The following is a 20726-nucleotide window of genomic DNA, read 5'->3' on the forward strand; positions in this document are numbered from 1 at the left end:
AATGAAGAAATTGTTTAAGCTACAATGGCTGTTTGTGTTGATGCTGGCACTTGTATTAGTAGGCTGCGGTACGAAAGAGGATACTAATAAAGATACTGTTTCTAAGGAAGATCAACAAGTTGAGAAAACTAGCTATAAAGTTAAGGATGACCGTGGTGTAGAAGTAGAGTTTGCTGCAGTACCTAAAACTGTTGTTTCTTTACAACCGAGTAATACAGAAATTTTATATGCTCTAGGCGTTGGTGATAAAATCGTCGGTGCAACGGAGTATGATACGTATCCAGAAGAAGCACAAAAAATTGAGCGTGTTTCTGATTCTGTAACATTCAATAGTGAGCGAATTTTAGCGTTAAAGCCAGATATAGTTATTGCCTATACAACGGGAAATGATGAAACTTTAAATGCATTAAAAGGTCTTGAAGATGCGGGGATTAAAGTGTTTGCCATTCAATCAGCTAAGTCATTTGATGATGTTTACGGTGACATCCAACAAATCGCAACCGTTATGGGAATTGAAGATAAAGGCGAAAAGTTAAATGAAGATATTAAAGCTAAGATCGCTGAAGTCCAAGCGAAAGTCAAAGAAGTAAAAGAACCAAAAAATATCTTCTTAGAAATTAGTCCGAAGCCACAAATATTTACAGCTGCTTCTGGTACATTCCAACAAGAGATTTTAAATGCTGCAAATGTTAACAACGTATTTGCTGAGCTAAAAGGCTGGAAAGAGATATCTGAGGAAGATGTCATTGCGAAAAATCCAGAAGTCATTTTAACAACAGTAAACTATGTGGATAACCCAGCGGCAGAAATTCTTTCTCGTGATGGATGGAATTCAATCGCTGCCATTCAAAATAAAGCGATTTATTATATCGATACTGATATCTCAAACCGTCCAGGTCCACGTATTGGCGAAGCTGTTGAGTTAATAGCCAAGGCGGTATATCCTGAGTTATTCAAATAATCTAATTGAAAATAGCATTTTAGAGCTGTCCTTTATCGAGGGCAGCTTTTTTGATGGATAATTACTCTGGCAGTGAAGACTTCCCTCAACTTGTTCTGATGGAGGGGTGCTTGTGCGATCGGGTAATGCTGAAATCCGGTCCGCTTTGCAGAAAAAGTGATCAGGTAATACCGAAAATCACTCTGCTTCGATAAAGAAAAGATCAAATAAAGTTCCATATCAGTCTAGTATAAGTATTGTATGATTTCCTAGTGTGAAAATTGGTATTATATCGAATTGTTCTATAGAATAGAAATAAGGATGCTTGCTAACTGAGGGAGGTGCAGTGAATGAAACAGTTTGATATGAAGATTATTCCGTTTGAGGCTGTTTACAATTTTCGTGATATGGGTGGGTATAAGACGAGAGATGGGCGTTCTGTAAAGAATGGCTTAATTTATCGTTCAGCGGCACTTGGCAAAATGACGATGGCGGATAAGAAACTTTTTGAAACGCTAGGTGTGAAAACAATTTTTGATTATCGTGATAACCATGAAGCGCAAAATAATCCTAATCCGATATTCCCTTATGCTAATTATATTCAAATACCAGCAAAGGGAAATCATGCCTTCGAGATGCCTACAAACACAGGAGGAAAAGATTTTTATAAAGTCGTAAGTCCAGAGATGTTCCAAGAATTTTACGCCCAAATGCCTTTTAATAATGCTTCGTTTAAGGAGTTAATGATAACGATTCAACACCCTGAAAATTTAGGGCTTGTTCATCATTGTGCGGTAGGGAAGGATCGTACAGGTATTGGTGGTGCACTTATTTTACTCGCTTTAGATGTACCTGAGGAAACGATAATGGAGGATTATTTAGATACAAATGTACATCTAAGTCCCTTAGTAGAACGAATGGCTCAGGCAATTCAGCAAGATTATAGCGATCGAGAATTACAGCAATTTTATGCACTAATGTCTGCCCGTGAGGAGTATTTACAGGCAGCATTTGATGCAATGGATAACCGATATGGCTCTAAGTCAGCATTTTTAGAGCAAGAATTTGATCTAACAAAAGAAAAGCGTGAGCAATTACAGACTCTTTGCTTAACATGATAAGAAACCCTTTCACACGGTCCTGTGAAAGGGATTTTTTTTATGTGTAATACTAGCTTTGCATATTCTTTTGATGTTTGATACATAAACTCTTTACAGCCTAAAAATCTATGATAAGATACTATATATTTTATGAAATGTATAGGAGAAGTGAAAAGTATTGGCGGATACAGGAAAAGAAAGTGATATAAAAGAGACTAACAAGTTAAGTTTATTCCATTTAACATGGCCGATTTTCTTAGAAGTATTTTTATTTATGTTAATGGGACTAGCCGATACATTTATGCTCAGTGCTTTATCAGACAATGCTGTATCAGGAGTTGGTGCAGCCAATCAATATATTCATATTGCAATTTTAATACTTGAAGTAGTTGGTAATGGTGCTTCCATTGTTGTATCTCAATATTTAGATTCAAGGCGCATTTTTGAAGCTGCGAAGATTTCCGCTTTAGCAGTAACGATGAATTTGGTCGTTGGACTAATGATGAGTGTCTTATTCTTCTTCTTTTCAAGTCATTTAATGACCATGATGAACTTGCAGGGGGAAGTGCTTCAATACGCACAAAGCTATTTAGTGATCATAGGAAGCTTTATTTTTTTACAGGCAATTATAAATGCGTTAGCAGCGATTATTCGTGTACATGGTTGGACAAAGCAAACGATGTATGTATCACTAGGTATGAATGTGCTACACGTTGTATTAAATTACGGTTTAATCTTTGGTAACTTTGGATTACCAGAGCTAGGTGTAAAAGGAGCGGCTATTTCTTCCGTAATAAGTCGTGGATTAGCAGTTATTGTGTTTTTCTGGTTGTTGTACCAAGTCATGGAAGTAAGGATAAAGCTGGAATATTATTTTGAATATTCAAAGGAATATATTCGAAAAATATTAAACATAGGTTTGCCGTCCGCGTTTGAGCAGGTGCTTTATCAGTTCTGTCAGATTGTCTTCCTCTACTATGCAACGTATTTAGGATCAGAGACACTTGCAGCAAGACAATATGCGATGAATATTTCGATGTTTACGTATTTGTTTGCGATTGCAATCGGTACAGGGACAGCTATTATTATTGGACGTTTTGTCGGTGCTGGTAAAAAGGCTGAAGCTTACCATCAGCTTTGGTTAAGTGTGAGGGCGGCTTTTATCTTTACGATAATAATGGTTGCAGTTGTGACGATATTCCGTCAGCAACTAATGCGTGTTTTTACTGATAATCCAGAGGTAATTGCCATCGGAGCATCTGTTTTAGCATTAAGTATTCTGCTTGAAACAGGCCGTACGATGAATATCGTGGTTATTAATTCATTGCGTGCCTCAGGGGATGCGAGATTTCCGGTCAAAATTGGATTTTTATCGATGGTTTGTATGAGCCTTCCACTCGGCTACTTGTTCGTATTCGTTTTAGATTGGGGCTTAGTAGGTATTTGGCTAGCGATTTCGGCAGATGAATGGATGCGAGCCATTATCGTATACTTTAGATGGAAAAGTCGTAAGTGGGAGCGTTTCGCACTTGTTTCACCTACAGAACAGAAGGAGGTAAATTAATGGGGGCAATTTCTAAAAGAGCTGCAGGGGCAGCTTTAATGGATAAAAATATAATGCTTTTTGCTTGTCCGATTTGTCAGGAGTCAATGGGTGTTTTTGAGCAGGGTAGACTTATATGTTCATCAAATCATTCTTTTGATATTGCCAAGCAGGGCTACATCAATATGCTGACACATGGTGCTATTTCTAAGTACAGTAAAGACCTCTTTGAATCTCGAAAAGCGGTTATTGATAGTGGTATTTATGATGTAGTAGAAGATAAAATTAGAGAGCTAATTGCTACTGCAGAAACCGTGCTTGATACAGGGTGTGGTGAAGGTTCACATTTAGCCCGTATTATGGCGAAGGAACAAGGGATTGGCATTGGTATAGATATAGCGAAAGAGGGCATTCTTGCTGCATCTCGACATTATCCAGAGCAAATTTGGTGTGTGGGTGATTTAGCGAAAAGTCCATTTGCAAGATCAAGCTTCGACGCAATTTTAAATATTTTATCTCCTGCCAATTACGAAGAATTTAAACGTCTTTTAACTAAGAATGGTTGTGTTGTAAAAGTTGTACCTCAAAGTGGGTACCTACATGAGCTTCGAGCGCAATTATATGCGGATTCTTCCAAAGAGTCGTATTCAAATGAACAAATAGTTGCTCGTTTTAAAGAAAGCTTTGCCGATGTTAGTGTGGAGCGTATTACTTATACAGTACCGCTAGCTACAGAGCTTGTACCAGCACTGCTTGAAATGACACCGATGGGCTGGCATAAAAAAGAGGGAGCAAATATTCAATTAAATGAAATTACGATTGATGTTGATATTTTAGTGGGAAAGGTCTAACTTGCTTTCAACAATTATTTTCTGTACCGAAAGCGTAGCGACAGGTACAGAAGGCTCCAACCTCTATGCCGAGGCATAATTGATTTATTATTTCACATGCAATTGCAGTATACTGGTCTTTTCGATTACAATGGGAATAACTATTGAATAAGGTAGGAATGAGACAGTGTATAAATTTATAGCAAATCTTGTCAAAGTTATATTAAAATTAACGGGCTCAAAGGCGCGTGTATATGAGGAGCAAAACTTACCGAAGGAAGGTGGGTTTATCATTGCGTGTACACATACGGGTTATGTTGATATTTTAAATCTTGGAGTTTCAATGTCTCCTCGAGAAATTCACTTTATGGCTAAAAAGCAGTTGTTTGATATAAAAGGTCTTGGCTGGCTAATTGAACGATTAAATGCTTTTCCGGTTGATCGTGACAATCCAGGACCAAGTGTTATTAAAATCCCTTCACAGTTATTGAAAGAGGGTAAAATCGTAGGGATTTTCCCATCTGGTACACGAAATGCTGAAGGTTCGGATTTAAAGCAAGGTGCGATTACAATAGCACAGCTGTCAAAATCCCCAATCGTACCAGCCGCTTATGTTGGTGCGCGTAATGTCGGTGATGTTTTTAAGCGTGGTAAAGGTTATCTAATTTATGGTGAACCATTTTATGTGACAGGCAAGGGTAAAGAAGGGCGCGAGGAATTTACACATCGTCTTGAGCATGATCTGGTGGCTTTAACAGAGGAATTAGAAAAGCGAATTGCAACAGAAAAGAAATGACTTAGAAGGCACTCAGGATCAAGTTGATTTTGAGTGCTTTGTTGTAGGAGGACAAAAAATGATTCGAGTACTTTTTGTATGTTTGGGAAATATTTGTCGCTCGCCAATGGCTGAAGCGGTCATGCGTGATTTAGTAGAAAAAGAGCATTTGAGTCATAAAGTCGAAGTAGATTCGGCTGCAACAAGCTCTTGGCATATTGGTGAACCTCCTCATAGAGGAACACAAGATAAGCTGAAAGAATATAGCATCTCGACGAAAGGGATGCAGGGCCGACAATTACAAAAGGTTGACTTTGAAAATTTTGATTACATTATTGGCATGGATGACAGCAATATACGTAACATCCTAACGATGTTTGGCAATCCTGATTCTCCAAAGATTTTCCGCTTTTTAGATTTAACCGACCATCAAAAAGATGTACCTGATCCATACTATACGGGTGATTTTCAAGAAACCTATGATTTAGTCTTAGAGGGTTGTCATGCATTATTAGAAAAAATCAAAGTAGAAAACCAATTGTAAAGCGGCTCTAAGTGAAACAATTTTTTGGATTATCACCATAACATGTGGTTGATTTCCGTTCCGACTGGGCGCTTTGTTGTTGCTGTCGCTTCGCTTTCGCACAGAGCAAAGCTTCCTGGGGGCGTCCGATGAGCCGCTTCGCTTGCGCTCCAGGGTCTCATCTGTGACGCTAATCCCCGAGGAGTCGCCCAGCCTCCACTCCAATCAACTATAATATGGCATACGTTTTAATAAATGTCATCCACAACTTTTGGTGATGAAACAATTTTTTACAATTAATGCTTAATAAAGTCACCTTAAACATTGGTATATCTAGCTTTGTAAGCATCATTTGTGTTATTATTTGCAGAGTAAACGAGAAGTATTTAATCACCATTTACAGATGTGCAACTGCGCATCTGCGCATCTATGATTTTGATAAACTTACATTTGAAAGAGAGTGGAAACTATGGGTCGTAAGTGGAACAATATTAAAGAAAAGAAAGCGTCTAAAGACCAAAGCACAAGCCGTATCAATGCAAAATTCGGACGTGAAATTTATGTGGCAGCTAAATCAGGCGAACCAGATCCTGAGTCAAACCGTGCCCTTAAAGTGGTTCTTGAACGAGCAAAAACATACAGTGTTCCTAAACATATTATTGAAAAAGCAATTGATAAAGCGAAGGGTGGCGGCGATGAAAGCTTCGACGAATTACGTTATGAAGGTTTCGGACCAGCTGGTACTATGATAATTGTTGATGCTTTAACAAATAATGTTAATCGTACAGCTTCTGATGTACGTGCAGCATTTGGTAAAAATAATGGGAATATGGGTGTCAGTGGATCTGTTGCCTACATGTTTGATTCAACAGCAGTTATCGGTTTAGAAGGTAAATCAGCAGATGAAGTTCTAGAAATTTTAATGGAAGCAGATATTGATGCTCGTGATATTCTAGAAGAAGAAGAGACTGTAATTATTTATGCAGAGCCAGATCAATTCTTTGCTACACAAGAAGCATTAAAAGCGGCCGGTGTTCAAGAATTTACAGTAGCAGAGCTTTCAATGCTTCCACAAACAGAAGTAGCATTAACTGGTGACGATGTGGCGAAATTTGAAAAATTAATTGATGTCTTAGAAGATTTAGAAGATGTACAAAATGTTTACCATAATGCAGATTTCGGTGAATAATCAGTAGCGTTTAAATTTAAATTACGATAAAAATTAAAAAACTATTTTTCTAAAAGGCATATGCCTGTAGAAAGATAGTTTTTTTCTTAACTGTAAAAATATGAGTAATAGCATATTTGGGTCTCGTTATCAAAAGCTAGGGATGACATTTGTTATAACGTATGTCATATATAAGTTGATTTCCGTTCCGACCGGACGCCCCCAGGAAAGTGCTCAGTCGGAACGGAAAATCAACCTCACGCTATGATGAATGAGCATATTTGGGTAAAAAAGCGAATAATTCGTACTTAAATTGTGTTTTACCCATTGTGAAAAATTTCAAATCATAACATAATATAGATTAATAGTCATGGTAAACGAGGAGAAAAAGGGGGCTAAAGCATGAAGTTTTTACGTTCGATACAGGGGAAACTAATTATCATTTCATTAGCATTATTAATATTCCCTAGCTTAATTATCGGTCTAGTTAGCTACGGTAAAGCAAAAAATGGTATGGAGGATATTGGCGAACAAGTTATTAAAAATAGTGTTGAATCTACTTTGCAATTAATCGAGCTTGCAAATGAAAGCGTTGAAAAGGGCGATATCCCTTTGAATGTTGCACAGGAGCGAGTGCGGGAGGCATTACTCGGACCGAAGGATAGTGAAGGAAAGAGACCAATTAATTATCCTGGAGACTTAGGAGAGTATGGTTATATATATGTTCTAGATGATAAAGGAACGTTAACAACCCATCCGACTCGAGAAGGGGACAACCTATGGAACGATCAAGATAGTAGCGGCAATTATTTTATCCGGGAAGTAACCGACAAAGCACTTGTTGGTGGGGGTTTTACACAATATGAATTTGAGCTACCGGGTCAAGATGTAATAGCCGATAAAATAATTTATTCTGCAAAGGATCCTCATTGGGGATGGATCATAGCATCAGGTACATATATGCAAGACTTTAATGAAGGAGCTAATTCATTATTACTTGTTATCGGTATTACATTAGTTGGTGCCATTATTATTGGTACAGCAGTTGTCATAATGGTTTCTAGACATTTGGCTTTACCCGTTCAAAAACTATCTAAACGTGTACGTGAAGTAGCAAAGGGGAATCTAACTGTAGAAATTGAAGATCTTCAACGCTCAGATGAAATTGGTCAGCTAAATGAAGGCTTTAATGAAATGGTTGATCAACTGAAAACGTTAATTACAGATGTAGAGGAAGCTATTGTAGAAATTCAATCAACATCGTCAAATTTAACATCTGTGGCAGAGGAAACAAACGCTTATGGAGATGAAATAGTAAAAGCGATTAATGAGGTCTCAAGCGGTGCGGTAAAGCAAGCTTCAGATGCTGAGGATACAAATAAAACTGCCATTGAGTTTGCCCAACAAATTGAAGTTTTACATGACAAAAATGAAGTAATGCTAGGCGCATCACAGCATATGAAGCAATCCAATCAAGAGGGTCTTGTGAATTTAAACAGCTTAAAAGAGAAATCACATGAGTCTTCTGAATTGATTAATAATGTTCAGGCTGTATTTACTAGCTTAATTGTGAAAGTCAGGGAAATTGAAGGCATTGTCGGTACTATAACCGAGATTTCTGATCAGACGAATCTACTTGCATTGAATGCATCAATAGAAGCAGCAAGAGCCGGTGAGCATGGCAAGGGGTTTGCAGTTGTTGCTGAGGAGGTACGTAAGCTTGCGGATCAAACATCTGGTGCAACTGAACTAGTGCGTACAACCTTAAAGGGGATTGAAAGTGAAACTAATTTAGTGAACGATGAGATGAAGAAAACAGACGTCATTGTTCGTCAGCAAAATGATTCGGTTGCCATAACGGAGTCATCCTTTAAGGAAATCGAATTGGCTGTAGAGAAAATTATTTCCGTCATTGGGGAGATGACTGCGGGAGTAGAATATTTAAATAGCTCAAAGGATAACATTATGCAATCTATTGAAAGTATTGCGATGATTAGTGAGAAAAATGCTGCTGCTTCAGAGGAAGTAACGGCATCCGTTGATGAACAACAGCACGCCATTCAGCTTGTTAGTGAATCTTCCAATGATTTAACAGATGAAATAACGGCGTTACAGGAATCTATTAAGCGCTTTATATTAAGATAAAGATAATCAACCAGGATGTTTGTACAGTAATTCTAGTACAAGCATCCTTTTTCTCTACCTTAACGTTAATAAAAGGACTTAACACCATCGTGTGAGGTTGATTTCCGTTCCAACTGGGCGCTTTGTTGCTGCCGCTACGCTTTCGCACAGATAACATCCGCTTCGCTGTAGCGTCTCATCTGTGACGCTGATTCCCGAGGAGTCGCCCAGCCTCCACTCCAATCAACTTATATACATGGTATACGTTTTAACATATGTTCCCAATTGTTGATGATGATCTAATAAAAGGTAAAGGAGGGATAAATCGTGAAAAAATGGGTGATAAGAGTAGGAGTTTTACTACTTGCTGTGAGTAGTGTTGTTTATATTTGGCTTGGCGAAGAGATGAAACAAGGGGTTCAGCCTGCCGCAAACGGAACAGCTGCATACATGATTGTTCTAGGAGCGAAGGTAAAAGCGGGTGGAGTCCCATCGCTTTCTTTGAAAAATAGATTGGAAGAGGCTGTGAAGTATTTAAACAAGTATCCTCATGTAAAAGTAATTGTGTCAGGTGGAAAAGGGGGAGATGAAGATCGGACAGAGGCTTCTGTAATGCTTAAGTACTTACAGGACAAGGGCATTGAAACGAACAGAATATTAGTGGAAGACCAATCTACATCAACTTATGAGAATTTATTATTTTCTAAAGAACTATTGCCTAAAGGAACAAAGCAAATCACGATTGTCTCTAATGATTTTCATTTAAAGCGTGCAAGATATCTGGCTGAGTCTTTGGATTTTGAAGTAGATGTCGTCGCGGCAAAAACACCAAAATCAGTGGAAGCAAAGTTAAAGCTACGTGAAAGGGCAGCATTATTAAAAACATATATAATTGGCTATTAAATTGTTTCTTAATAAGATAGATTTGGCATATAATAGAAATATAATGGGGTATATGACAGAAAGAGGGGACTTTATGAAAACGTTTAAAGACTATGAATACAGCCGTCCGAACATCGAGGCAATGAAAGAGCAACAATTATCCTTAATTGACCTATTTAAAAATGCTCAAACGATGGATGAACAAAGTGGGATAATTGAAAAGTTAAACGCATTAAGTAATGACTATGCTACGATGGCGAACTTAATGTACATTCGTGCTTCGATTGATACGAATGATGAATTTTATCATGCAGAGCGCGATTATTTCGACGAGGTTGGACCTGAGTTGGAAGAGGTAACAACAGAATATTATAAAGCACTAAACGCTTCACCATTCCGTGAGCAGTTAGAGGAAAAATGGGGACAGCAGTTATTTGATCTAGCAACTTATCAAATTAAAGGCTTTTCACCAATAGTCATTGATTTAATGCAAAAGGAGAATAAGCTTGTTTCAGAATACAATAAACTAGTTGCCTCTGCGCAAATTGACTTTAATGGTGAAACATTAACGCTTGCTCAGCTTGGACCATATGCAGAGTCTACTGATCGTGCAATGCGTAAGGCGGCAACGGATGCACGCTTTGGCTTTTTTGCTGAGCATGAAGAGGAATTTGATCGACTATATGACGAGCTTGTAAAGGTACGTCATGAAATTGCTGTTAAATTAGGCTATAAAAACTATGTAGAGCTAGGCTATATTCGAATGAATCGTATTGATTATAACGCTGATATGGTAAAGAAATTCCGTGACCAAGTTCGTGATTTAATCGTACCAGTTGCAACAAAATTATATGAACGTCAGGCAAAACGTATTGGTATTTCTGACTTTAAGTTCTATGATGAAGCATTAAACTTTTTATCAGGAAACGCTACACCAAAAGGCGATCCGGAGTGGATTGTTGCGAACGGCAAAAAAATGTATGAAGAGCTATCGCCTGAAACAGGTGAATTCTTCAACTTCATGATTGACCATGATTTAATGGATTTAGTGGCGAAGAAAGGAAAAGAGAGTGGCGGTTATTGTACATTTATCGAAAACTATCACTCACCATTTATCTTCTCGAACTTTAATGGTACTTCAGGCGATATCGATGTGTTAACACATGAGGCTGGACATGCTTTCCAAGTTTATTCAAGTCGTAACATTGGTATTCCAGAATATTTATGGCCAACATATGAATCTTGCGAAATTCACTCGATGAGTATGGAATTTTTCACATGGCCATGGATGGAGCTATTCTTTAAGGAAGACACAGAAAAATATAAGTTCACACACTTAAGTAGTGGCTTATTATTCCTTCCTTACGGTGTTGCAGTTGATGAGTTCCAGCATGTTATCTACGAAAATCCGAATATGACACCAGCGGAACGTAAGGCTGCATGGAAAAAAATTGAGGAAACATATTTACCACACCGTGACTATGATCATAACAGCTATTTAGAAGCGGGCGGTATATGGCAACGTCAGGGACATATTTATTCGAGCCCATTCTATTACATTGATTACACGCTAGCACAAATTTGCGCATTCCAATTCTGGAAACGTTCACGTGAAGAATTTGAAGCTGCTTGGAAGGACTATATCCATTTATGTGGTTTAGGTGGCTCCATGTCCTTTACGAAGCTTGTAAAAGAAGCAGGCTTAATTTCACCATTTGAGGACGGTTGTGTTGAATCGGTTATTGGAGATATTGAAGATTACTTAAATTCAGTAGACGATACAAAATTATAAACTGCTGCATTATGCATCATTAGTGAAAATTTGCGACACTCCTGTGGAAGGCAAGCTGTATAAGCCTCCTCATATGCTTTTAGCATTTGAGGGGCTTGCGGGATTGCCTGTTGGAGGGTTGCGAATTTTTTAGTTTCAAAAACTCTTTTAACTTGACAATACATGATAGAATACTTGCGAAATGGGTAATATATAAGTAGTATTTTCAGTAACTGTGATAAAGGGAAGTGAATAAAGTGACGAGGAAAGTTTGGTTTCAAGTAGGAGTAGGGGTTTTTCTTGCTCTACTAATCATTAAATATTTTATAGAGATTCATTGGATTTTTTCGCCGTTTGTAATTATCTTAAAGGTTATTTTTATACCTTTATTGCTTGGCGGTGTTTTGTATTATGTTACGGAGCCGATTCAGAGGTTTTTAGAGAAGCGTAAATGGCCGAGATGGGCAAGTATATTAACGATAGTCATTGGATTAATAGCGCTTGTTGGTGGCTTTGGGTGGATCGTTGGTAATCCGATTGCAGTACAGGTAAATAATTTAGTGAAAAATGTACCGCAGATTAGTGCTAGTATTCAAGAGGCAGCTGATTATGTGTTTAAAAACAAGGATAACTTCCCACCACAGTTGAAAGATTTTATCGACAATATGGCAAATTCTGCACAGCATTTTGCCGTTGTGGCAAGTAAGGGGCTAGTTTCGTTTTTACAATCAGTTGTATCAGTTTCTTTATTAGCTATTTTAATTCCATTTTTCTTTATTTTTATGTTGAAGGATCATGAAAAATTTGCGCCGTCAGTTTATAAATATTTCAGTGGTGAACGTCGAGAATGGGTGAAAAAGACGTTAAGTGAAATTGACGATGTTTTACGTAGCTATATTCAAGGACAGCTGCAAATTAGTTTTTTACTAGCACTCATTATGTATGTCGGGTATTTAATTATAGGTCTAGAATATTCGTTGCTACTTGTTATATTCGCGTTCTTTATGAATATGATTCCGTTTATAGGACCATGGATTGCCTTTACACCAGCGCTGATCGTGGCTGTTGTTCAGGATCCAGTGTTAGTCATATGGGTGTCTGTTGTCACACTCGTGGCGCAGCAAATTGATAGTAACTTTATAACACCTAATGTAATGGGGAAAACACTCGATATTCATCCGTTAACCGTTATTACAGTTATTTTAGCAGCAGGTAATATTGCAGGCTTTATCGGTATTATCATTGCTGTACCGTTTTATGCAGTATTAAAAGTAATCGCATCTAATATTTATGATGAACGGAACGTGATTAAGAAAAAGGCTACGAAGTCGGTATAGGAGTCGGAAAAAATGGAACAAGAAATTGTGAAAGTTTTTAATGAACAGCATGAACAGATTGGGACAGCAACGAGAGCAGAGGTACATGAAAAAGGACTATGGCATGAAACATTCCACTGTTGGCTTGTCAATGAGGACTATATCTATTTCCAAATCCGTAGTTCACAAAAAAAGGACTACCCTGGCTTGCTTGATATTACAGCGGCAGGGCATCTATTAGCTGTAGAGACAGTAGAATCAGGAATTCGTGAAGTGAAGGAAGAGCTAGGACTCGATGTTAATGTAAACGAAGTTGTTAAAATGGGCATGACATCTTGTAGCATTGTTTCGGAAAACATGATCGACAATGAATTTTGTCATGTTTATATATATCCATTCAAACATGATTGGGAATCATTTGAACTGCAGTATGAGGAAGTGTCAGGGGTCGTTCGAGCAAAGCTTGATGAGGCAGAGGCATTCTTTTTAGGAGAAACAGCTACTCTAAATATTGAAGGCTATGAATATTTCCCTGATGGTCAACGAGCAAAAATTGTGCGCCCAGTAAGTACAGCACAATTTGTCCCTTACCGTGAACTATACGTTGCCCATGTTATTCAGTTTGTAAAAGATAAAGTGTTAAATAAAACGTTATGAATTGTGGAGGGTGTCTGAAAAATCCTTCATAAGAATTCTAGCACAATAAATAAAGTAAAATCCGCTTCGCCTTCCGTGGACAAGGTACGAGCCAAATCGGTGTGCTCCTGACGCTGCGTTTCACCACGCTTCGTTACGAAACACATTTTCGCTAACTCCCTTCTGGGTCTCGTGCTCTTGTTTTCTCCGCAGAGGTCTACGCGGATTTTTATCTTTATATCAGTAAATTATTAAGATCGGACCCCCATAAAACCGACGCCCCCAGGAAGCTCTGCTCTGCGCGAAAGCGAAGCGGCAGCAACAAAGCGCCTAGCCGGAACTATCAACCACACGTTATAGAAGAGGAACCACTAATTTTACTTTTAGAACTGCCTATTTTACTTCGATATAAAAAGGAAAATAAGTTATACTGTAAGAAAGATTGAATAGAAAAGGAGCATTTTTATATGCTAACATTTGAACAAAAACAAACCATCATCGAATCATTCCCTGAACTTACAAAGAAGGAAGTTTCATTGAAGCGCTTAAATTATCACTTTATGGATAGCCTTTACGAAAAGACAATTGTTGTGGAAAAGCTACATCCAAATGGCAACGGTTTTGTCTTTGTTGGTGATTTATTGCGCTATGAGGAAGAAGCAAACGATAAAGGTCTAGTAAATATTCGTGATTACGATGAACAACAGCTTCGTGAGATTGTTGAAGATGCCATTCAATATTTATCGGAAGAAGAAGAAGATCAAGGGCCAATCGAAGAGATATGGCAAAATCGTGAAGGTATTCAATTAAAACTAGCCTTTGAGCAACGTTCATGGAATGTTTATCATGGTGAAAATTTAGAAGAAGCATTTGGTACACATGATGCTGCGAAAGAATATTTACTAGAAGAGGGCTTTCGTAAAAAGAAATAAGTAATGCGAGGGATCATAGCAAATGAATGGGAAAAAATTAGTGGGAATAGTTATTGTTGCTGTTATAGCGGTATGTCTATTTTCGGTATTCACGATTACAAATTTTTATAAAAACAATCAAGAACAGCCAAATAGTGAAAATCGAGAAATTAATAAGTCAAAGAGCTTGAATTTAATTTTGCCACAGGCTACAATTATCTCGAATTCAAGATAATTGAGAGGTGGACTGTAAATGCAGCACGTTTTTCATAAGGGAACAGATGAAGCAAAACCAACTTTTTTACTGTTACATGGTACAGGTGGAAATGAGCAAAGCTTAATTGGACTTGCGAAGGAAATTGATGATACAGCAAGTATTTTAAGTGTTCGTGGAAATGTACTTGAAAATGGCATGCCGCGCTTTTTCCGTCGATTAGCGGAAGGTGTTTTTGATATAGAGGATTTAATTTTCCGTACGAAGGAATTAAACGACTTCTTATTAGAGGCAGCACAGCAGTATGGCTTTGATCGCAATCGAGTTGTTGCTATTGGCTATTCAAATGGTGCCAATATTGCTGCTAGCCTATTATTCCATTATGAGGATGCTCTAGCAGGCGCAATACTGCATCATCCAATGGTGCCTAGACGTGATATTGAATTGCCTACACTTTCTTCTATCCCTGTCTTTATCGGTGCTGGAGCGAATGATCCGATGTGTTCTGCACAGGAATCTGAAGACTTAGAGGGGCTTTTAACGTCAGCAGGGGCAGATGTGACGACTAAATGGTTTAATTATGGTCATCAGCTAACAATGCCTGAGGTAGAAGCAGCAAAAGAATGGTACAACAGCATTTATTCAAAATAAGAAAAAATCCGCATCCTTTGTGAGAGAGAGTTCACGGAAGGTTGCGGATTCTTTTATTTTTGTTTCTTTGCGAAAGGTAGCCACCAATTCCAATCCCCAAAGAGCTTCATCAGACTTGGCACGAGCATGAGACGAATAATCGTTGCATCGATGACGACTGCAATAGCTATACCAACACCAATTTGCTTCACTGGCATCACATCTGTGAAAGCGAATGCCCCTGTTATGACAATCATAATAAGCGCTGCTGACGTAATGATTCTACTTGTGGAGGTTAGACCGTCAATCGTTGCACGTGTATTATCCGCCCCTTTTTGATATTCCTCTTGAATACGTGATATTAAAAAGACTTCATAGTCCATACTTAAGCCGAATACAAGACAAAATACAATGACTGGAATAATAAGTACGATCGTACCAGCTTCAATTCCAAAATGCCCATATTGGAAAATATAGACGAGAATACCGAAGGCTGACGAAAGCCCAATAATATTCATAATAATCGCTTTCAGTGGGATTAAAATAGAACGGAAAGCGAGCATTAAAATAAAGAACGTTGATACGATAATAATGGATATGGCCAAGAAAATTTTACTAGATATTTCATCAAAAATTTCTTGGTTAAATTTCGCAGGACCGCCAAGTGCAAAATTCACACCTAAATCTTTATCGTTCCATGTTCGAGCGAATTTTTGAGCGGTAGTTGATGAACCAGCGGCATCTAATGTAATTGGGATAAAGAGTTGTTTATCTTTAGAAAACGTATTTAGAATTGGTGTTAATTGTTCTGCCATTTGTGGAATTTCCAAAGAAGCTGTCAGTTCCTCAGGTGACTTAATGTTAGCGGTCGTATATATGGTTGATACATGATTTACCAGTGGGTCATCAAGTAACTTTTCTTGAATAGTGTAAATAAGCTTTCTTGCCTCACTATCTTCCCAGCCTTCCTTACGTTCTGCTAGTAAATATAAAGTTGAGGTATCACCAAGTCCAAATGTTTTGTCTAATTGATCATAAGCTGCACGTGCCTCATATTTTGTTGGTAATGAATCCACCTGAGGAATTGTCAGTTTAATATCCTTCAATGGAATCATACCAATACTTAGTAATAATAATGCCACAATAACGATGGTCACTGGATGTTTCATGACAAAGCCAGCGAAGCCACGCCAACGATTTATTCCACCGGACTTGACGCGTAATAAACGCCATTTGTTTAGGCGATCTCCTAATAACATCATCGTTGCAGGGAGCAAGGTCAAGCCAGAAAGCACTGCAAGTAATACAACAATCGTGCCACCTAAAGCGATATTGTGAAATATTTCGACGTCAATGACAATCATGGCGCCTAAACCGATCATGACACAAACGGCAGAAAAGATGATAGAACGGCCAGCTGTCTGTATAGCTGTTTGGATAGCCTGTACAATGGATGTATGGGCACGTTCTTCGCGGTACCGATTAATAAACAACAAGGCAAAATCAATACTTAATGCAAGTCCAAGCATTGGTACTATATTTAACACAAAAATCGATAAATTTACACTGCCACTAAGCAATGTCAAAATTCCAAACGCAGTTACAACAGTGATAACGCCAATAATGATAGGTAAGATGGAGGCTACGACAGTGCCGAAAGCTAGTAATAGCACTATAATAGCGATTGGCAAGCCTATTGCTTCCGCGGATGCTAAATCCTTTTGACTTGCTGTATTGATATCAGCTGAAATCACAGGACCGCCTGTAATGCTTACACCATCATTCTCTAGTAATGAACGGATGTCCTTCACAACATCAGGTAGATAATCAACATCATTTTTAATATGAACCATGGCATAAGCTATACCATTCTTTTGTAAAGAGGAATCATCAAGTGGTGACTGGATCGAATGAATCTCCTTAATTTTATCCAACTTTTTTAAAGTGTCTTGAATTTGCTTATCCTCAGCTGGATTAAAGACGACCAAAATTGTATCGGAAGGCAGATCAAATGTTTTTGCAAGCTCATTAGTTACGTAGGTATGATCTCCTTCAACAAAAAAACCGTCTCCATGAAGCTTACTTGGAAGTTGTATTGCAAACATAGCCATGGCGATAAAAATTATGAACCAAATAGCTACGATAGCTTTGGCATGAGCTGTTATAAAAGCTGAAATAGTTTTCATCGTAGTGTGCTATCTCCTTTTTAAAATAGTGTAAAGGATGTGTCATATTTTGTCGTGTGACAATGTAAAGACTCCTGTCCACAAGGAACAGGAGTCTTAGTATGCGATCAAAATCAATTATGCCTTGGCATAATTGCGTCCGGAATCGGCTTTGTGCTTAGGCCTGCGTGAGGGCCAACACGATGTTGGTCATTTCGGTAATGCCACAGGACGTGGCGTTCTTAGACTGAGTTCCTCTATTTCAGTGGGTGTTTGGACACCCGCTGAAAGAAGTTAAAAGAATAAAGATAATAAAAAGTAAATAATAGCTGCCATTACAGCAGAAATTGGCATTGTAATAATCCAAGTAGTTACGATTTTACGCGCCATTCCCCAGTTTACACCACGTACACGTTGTGCAGAGCCAACACCCATGATAGAGGAGGAAATAACGTGTGTTGTGGATACTGGTAGGTGAATTAATGTAGCACCGAAGATAATTGATGCAGAAGCTAAATCTGCTGCAACTCCGTTTACAGGACGGATTTTCATGATTTTACCGCCGACTGTTTTAATAATTTTATAGCCACCAATAGAGGTACCAAGCCCCATTGCAGTTGCTGCTGCAGCTCGTACCCAGAAAGGAATATCATCTCCTGTATGCAAACCACCAGCGATTAACGCCATCGTCATAATCCCCATTGCCTTTTGTGCATCGTTTGTACCATGTGTAAAAGATTGAATGGCAGCGGTGAAAATTTGCATCGTACGGAAGCCTTTATTCGTACGATATAAATTTAAGTTTTTAAACCATAATTTAAACAATGTCATCATAATAAAGCCAGCGCAAATCGCAAGGATTGGTGAAAGCACTAAGGCCATAATGATTTTAGTAAAACCGCCATAGTTTAGAACTCCGAAGCCAGCAGATGCAACTGCTGCACCAGCAATGGACCCAATCAGAGTATGTGAAGAACTCGATGGAATACCGAAATACCATGTTAGTAAGTTCCAAATAATAGCGGAGATTAATGCTGCTAAAATAACGACTGAGCCTGTCGTGTCTCCTTGAAAGGCATTTAAAGAGAATGGATCTACAATATCTTTTGTTAAAGCCTTTGCAACACCAACGAAGGTAATAGCTCCGATAAAGTTCATCGTCGCTGCCATAATGATAGCTACACGTGGTGGCAATGCTCTAGTGGAAACTGAAGTTGCGATAGCATTTGCTGTATCATGGAAGCCATTGATAAAGTCAAATGTTAGGGCAAAGATAACGACCAGTACGGTTAGTATAATGATTGTGTTCATTGTAAGTGCCCATCTCCTAATTACGCGTTACGCATGATAATTGTTTCCATTGTATTTGCAACGTTTTGACAATGATCAGCGATATCTTCAAGTTGTTCATATATATCTTTAAATTTAATAATTCGAATTGGATCTTTTTCATTTAAAAATAATTGCTTAATAGACGAACGTTGCACTTCATCACATTCACGCTCGTAGTCTTTAATAAGAATTGAGTGTGGGCGCATGCCAATAAGATTCTTCTTCTTTAACTCTTCTGTTGCTTTAACAATTTCGTCAGCACTTTTTGAAATATAGCCTAAGAAAATACGCATGGATTCATCAACTTCTGTTAGGGAAAACATTTCAAAATGAGCGATACAATGCTCCGTACCATCTAATACGTCATCCATACGAATGGCAAATTCTAAAATGTCTTCACGTTCGATAGGTGTCATAAATGATTTGTTTAGCATCACGATTAGTTCATGAATGAGCTTATCACCAGCTGTTTCGTAATTTTTCATAGTAATGCTAATCTCTTTCAGGTCAGCTACGCTGTTAATACGAAAATCATTTGCGTAATGTACGGCCTCTCTCATATTCTCAGCAATTTTATGCAAAGCTATAAAGAAAGGGTCTTGTTTTTTTGAGTTAAGCATGTAAATCGAATCCTCCTGGATATAAATAAATTGGCCTCTAAACTTTACTATCATAACAAAATCTTTAATTTATCTACATAAAATTCTTCTGTTCTACATAAAACTTTACATTCCTGTAATATACAAATTGTTCACAAAATAATAAAAGTATCTCTGTGTTTGTTTTTATTAATACAGAAAAACACTTTAAAAATAGATTTTATAAGGAATTTTACTTTCTGTTTAATACAAAAGAAGACTATTGAGACATAAAATTTTGAATAATTATATGAATGAATTGTAAAGAGAATGTAAAGGAATCGTTTTGCTCATAGTTTTCCCTTTTTCTTAAGAATATCTTCATTTTTATCCTTCAACTTTATTAAGAAATTTTTTCTATAATGGTAAAGAATTGCTCATCACCATAACGAGGGGGTGATTTCCGTACCGACTGGGCGCTTTCCTAGGGACGTCCAGTCGGAACGGAAATCAACTTATATAAACGGCATACGTTTTAACAAATGTCATCCTAACTTTTGGTGATAGCCTAAAGAATGTGAAAGGGGCGTTTATGTAAAAATGATTCAAGTCGAGAATTTACAACATACATTTTTAATTGGAAAAAAAGGCAAGGAAAAACAAGTTCCGGTCTTAAAAGGTGTCAACTTTGAGGTGAAGAAAGGAGAGATTGTCGCAATTGTTGGCAAAAGTGGCTCTGGAAAATCAACCTTATTACAAACTTTAGCTGGATTTATGAAATCTGAACAAGGGTCTATTAAGGTAAACGGAAAGGAAACAGCTAATCTCACGGAAGCAGAAAGTGCAGCTTTTCGTTTGCAACAGTTCGGATTTATCTTTCAAAACTTTCAACTAATGCCTGGCTTAACAGCGTTTGAAAATATTGAACTACCATTAAAATTACAGGGTACTAAGAAAGCTGTGCGAAAAGAAAAGGTGAAAAAGTTAATGGACAAGGTTGGTCTAACGGAGGTGTCAGACCATTACCCGAATGAATTATCGGGTGGTCAGCAACAGCGTGTTAGTATTGCAAGGGCCTTGATTACAAATCCACCTATTTTGTTGGCGGATGAGCCGACAGGAAGTCTTGATTCGGAAACAGAGCAAGATATATTGCTGCTCATTCAAAGTTTAAACCGTGAGCTTGGTTTAACATTCGTCATCATTACTCACGACGAGGAAGTAGCAACAATAGCACATCGACGTTTCCGCATGTACGATGGTGAACTTGTAAAGGAGGAAGCATAAC

20 protein-coding genes are annotated in these 20726 nt (G+C 37.9%); 15 read left to right on the forward strand and 5 right to left on the reverse strand.

Going from position 1 to position 20726, the window contains the following annotated elements:
* The first annotated feature begins 1 nt into the window (after position 1).
* From AN161_RS08540 to AN161_RS08565, 6 genes are all read left to right on the forward strand, one after another.
* A complete protein-coding gene (locus AN161_RS08540) occupies positions 2–961 on the forward strand; it encodes a cobalamin-binding protein (protein ID WP_053593930.1) in 960 nt (319 codons plus the stop codon).
* A gap of 329 nt (positions 962–1290) precedes the next feature.
* Positions 1291–2058: a tyrosine-protein phosphatase gene (locus AN161_RS08545; RefSeq protein ID WP_053593931.1), complete on the forward strand. Its 768-nt coding sequence runs from the start codon at positions 1291–1293 to the stop codon at positions 2056–2058.
* A 160-nt stretch (positions 2059–2218) separates the two neighbouring features.
* Positions 2219–3604: an MATE family efflux transporter gene (locus tag AN161_RS08550; RefSeq protein WP_053593932.1), complete on the forward strand. Its 1386-nt coding sequence runs from the start codon at positions 2219–2221 to the stop codon at positions 3602–3604.
* Positions 3604–4434 (forward strand): putative RNA methyltransferase, encoded by an 831-nt coding sequence (locus AN161_RS08555; RefSeq protein WP_053593933.1) that lies wholly within the window; start codon positions 3604–3606, stop codon positions 4432–4434. Before AN161_RS08550 ends, AN161_RS08555 begins: the two co-directional genes overlap by 1 nt.
* A gap of 166 nt (positions 4435–4600) precedes the next feature.
* Positions 4601–5209 (forward strand): 1-acyl-sn-glycerol-3-phosphate acyltransferase, encoded by a 609-nt coding sequence (locus AN161_RS08560; RefSeq protein ID WP_053593934.1) that lies wholly within the window; start codon positions 4601–4603, stop codon positions 5207–5209.
* Between the two features lie 58 nt (positions 5210–5267).
* Positions 5268–5732 (forward strand): low molecular weight protein-tyrosine-phosphatase, encoded by a 465-nt coding sequence (locus tag AN161_RS08565; protein WP_053593935.1) that lies wholly within the window; start codon positions 5268–5270, stop codon positions 5730–5732.
* Positions 5733–5764: 32 nt separating this feature from the next.
* Here the strand turns inward: AN161_RS08565 and AN161_RS30985 are convergent, their stop codons facing one another.
* Positions 5765–5893: a hypothetical protein gene (locus AN161_RS30985; RefSeq protein WP_277815932.1), complete on the reverse strand. Its 129-nt coding sequence runs from the start codon at positions 5891–5893 to the stop codon at positions 5765–5767.
* 287 nt (positions 5894–6180) lie between these two features.
* Between AN161_RS30985 and AN161_RS08570 the strand changes: the two genes are divergently transcribed.
* Together AN161_RS08570 and AN161_RS08575 are read left to right on the forward strand one after the other, a co-directional pair.
* Positions 6181–6900 (forward strand): YebC/PmpR family DNA-binding transcriptional regulator, encoded by a 720-nt coding sequence (locus tag AN161_RS08570; RefSeq protein WP_053593936.1) that lies wholly within the window; start codon positions 6181–6183, stop codon positions 6898–6900.
* Between the two features lie 381 nt (positions 6901–7281).
* Entirely contained in the window at positions 7282–9024 is a 1743-nt protein-coding gene (locus AN161_RS08575) for a methyl-accepting chemotaxis protein (protein WP_053593937.1), read from the forward strand.
* Between the two features lie 78 nt (positions 9025–9102).
* Here AN161_RS08575 and AN161_RS29535 read toward each other — a convergent pair whose 3' ends face one another.
* Positions 9103–9246: a hypothetical protein gene (locus AN161_RS29535; protein WP_158002994.1), complete on the reverse strand. Its 144-nt coding sequence runs from the start codon at positions 9244–9246 to the stop codon at positions 9103–9105.
* A gap of 84 nt (positions 9247–9330) precedes the next feature.
* On the opposite strand from AN161_RS29535, the gene AN161_RS08580 reads away from it, so the two are divergent.
* From AN161_RS08580 to AN161_RS08610, 6 genes are all read left to right on the forward strand, one after another.
* Complete coding sequence (locus AN161_RS08580) at positions 9331–9906, forward strand: YdcF family protein (RefSeq protein ID WP_075807210.1); 576 nt, start codon at positions 9331–9333, stop codon at positions 9904–9906.
* A 73-nt stretch (positions 9907–9979) separates the two neighbouring features.
* Positions 9980–11677 (forward strand): M3 family oligoendopeptidase, encoded by a 1698-nt coding sequence (locus tag AN161_RS08585; protein ID WP_053593938.1) that lies wholly within the window; start codon positions 9980–9982, stop codon positions 11675–11677.
* 236 nt (positions 11678–11913) lie between these two features.
* The gene (locus AN161_RS08590) at positions 11914–12993 is read left to right on the forward strand and encodes an AI-2E family transporter (protein WP_053593939.1); all 1080 of its coding nucleotides are present in this window, start codon (positions 11914–11916) and stop codon (positions 12991–12993) included.
* Between the two features lie 12 nt (positions 12994–13005).
* Complete coding sequence (locus AN161_RS08595; protein WP_053593940.1) at positions 13006–13629, forward strand: NUDIX domain-containing protein; 624 nt, start codon at positions 13006–13008, stop codon at positions 13627–13629.
* A 446-nt stretch (positions 13630–14075) separates the two neighbouring features.
* Positions 14076–14540, forward strand: a complete 465-nt coding sequence (locus AN161_RS08600; protein WP_053593941.1) for a hypothetical protein — start codon at positions 14076–14078, stop codon at positions 14538–14540.
* A gap of 232 nt (positions 14541–14772) precedes the next feature.
* Positions 14773–15384, forward strand: a complete 612-nt coding sequence (locus AN161_RS08610; RefSeq protein WP_053593943.1) for an alpha/beta hydrolase — start codon at positions 14773–14775, stop codon at positions 15382–15384.
* 53 nt (positions 15385–15437) lie between these two features.
* Here AN161_RS08610 and AN161_RS08615 read toward each other — a convergent pair whose 3' ends face one another.
* The 3 genes from AN161_RS08615 to AN161_RS08625 all read right to left on the reverse strand — a co-directional run bounded on the left by AN161_RS08615 (position 15438) and on the right by AN161_RS08625 (position 19480).
* The gene (locus AN161_RS08615) at positions 15438–17549 is read right to left on the reverse strand and encodes an MMPL family transporter (protein ID WP_053593944.1); all 2112 of its coding nucleotides are present in this window, start codon (positions 17547–17549) and stop codon (positions 15438–15440) included.
* Positions 17550–17822: 273 nt separating this feature from the next.
* Positions 17823–18839 (reverse strand): inorganic phosphate transporter, encoded by a 1017-nt coding sequence (locus AN161_RS08620; RefSeq protein ID WP_053593945.1) that lies wholly within the window; start codon positions 18837–18839, stop codon positions 17823–17825.
* 20 nt (positions 18840–18859) lie between these two features.
* Positions 18860–19480: a DUF47 domain-containing protein gene (locus AN161_RS08625; protein WP_053593946.1), complete on the reverse strand. Its 621-nt coding sequence runs from the start codon at positions 19478–19480 to the stop codon at positions 18860–18862.
* A 558-nt stretch (positions 19481–20038) separates the two neighbouring features.
* On the opposite strand from AN161_RS08625, the gene AN161_RS08630 reads away from it, so the two are divergent.
* Entirely contained in the window at positions 20039–20725 is a 687-nt protein-coding gene (locus AN161_RS08630; RefSeq protein WP_053593947.1) for an ABC transporter ATP-binding protein, read from the forward strand.
* Position 20726: the final 1 nt, after the last annotated feature.

This window comes from Lysinibacillus sp. FJAT-14222 (assembly GCF_001278875.1).
GTDB lineage: Bacteria > Bacillota > Bacilli > Bacillales_A > Planococcaceae > Lysinibacillus > Lysinibacillus agricola.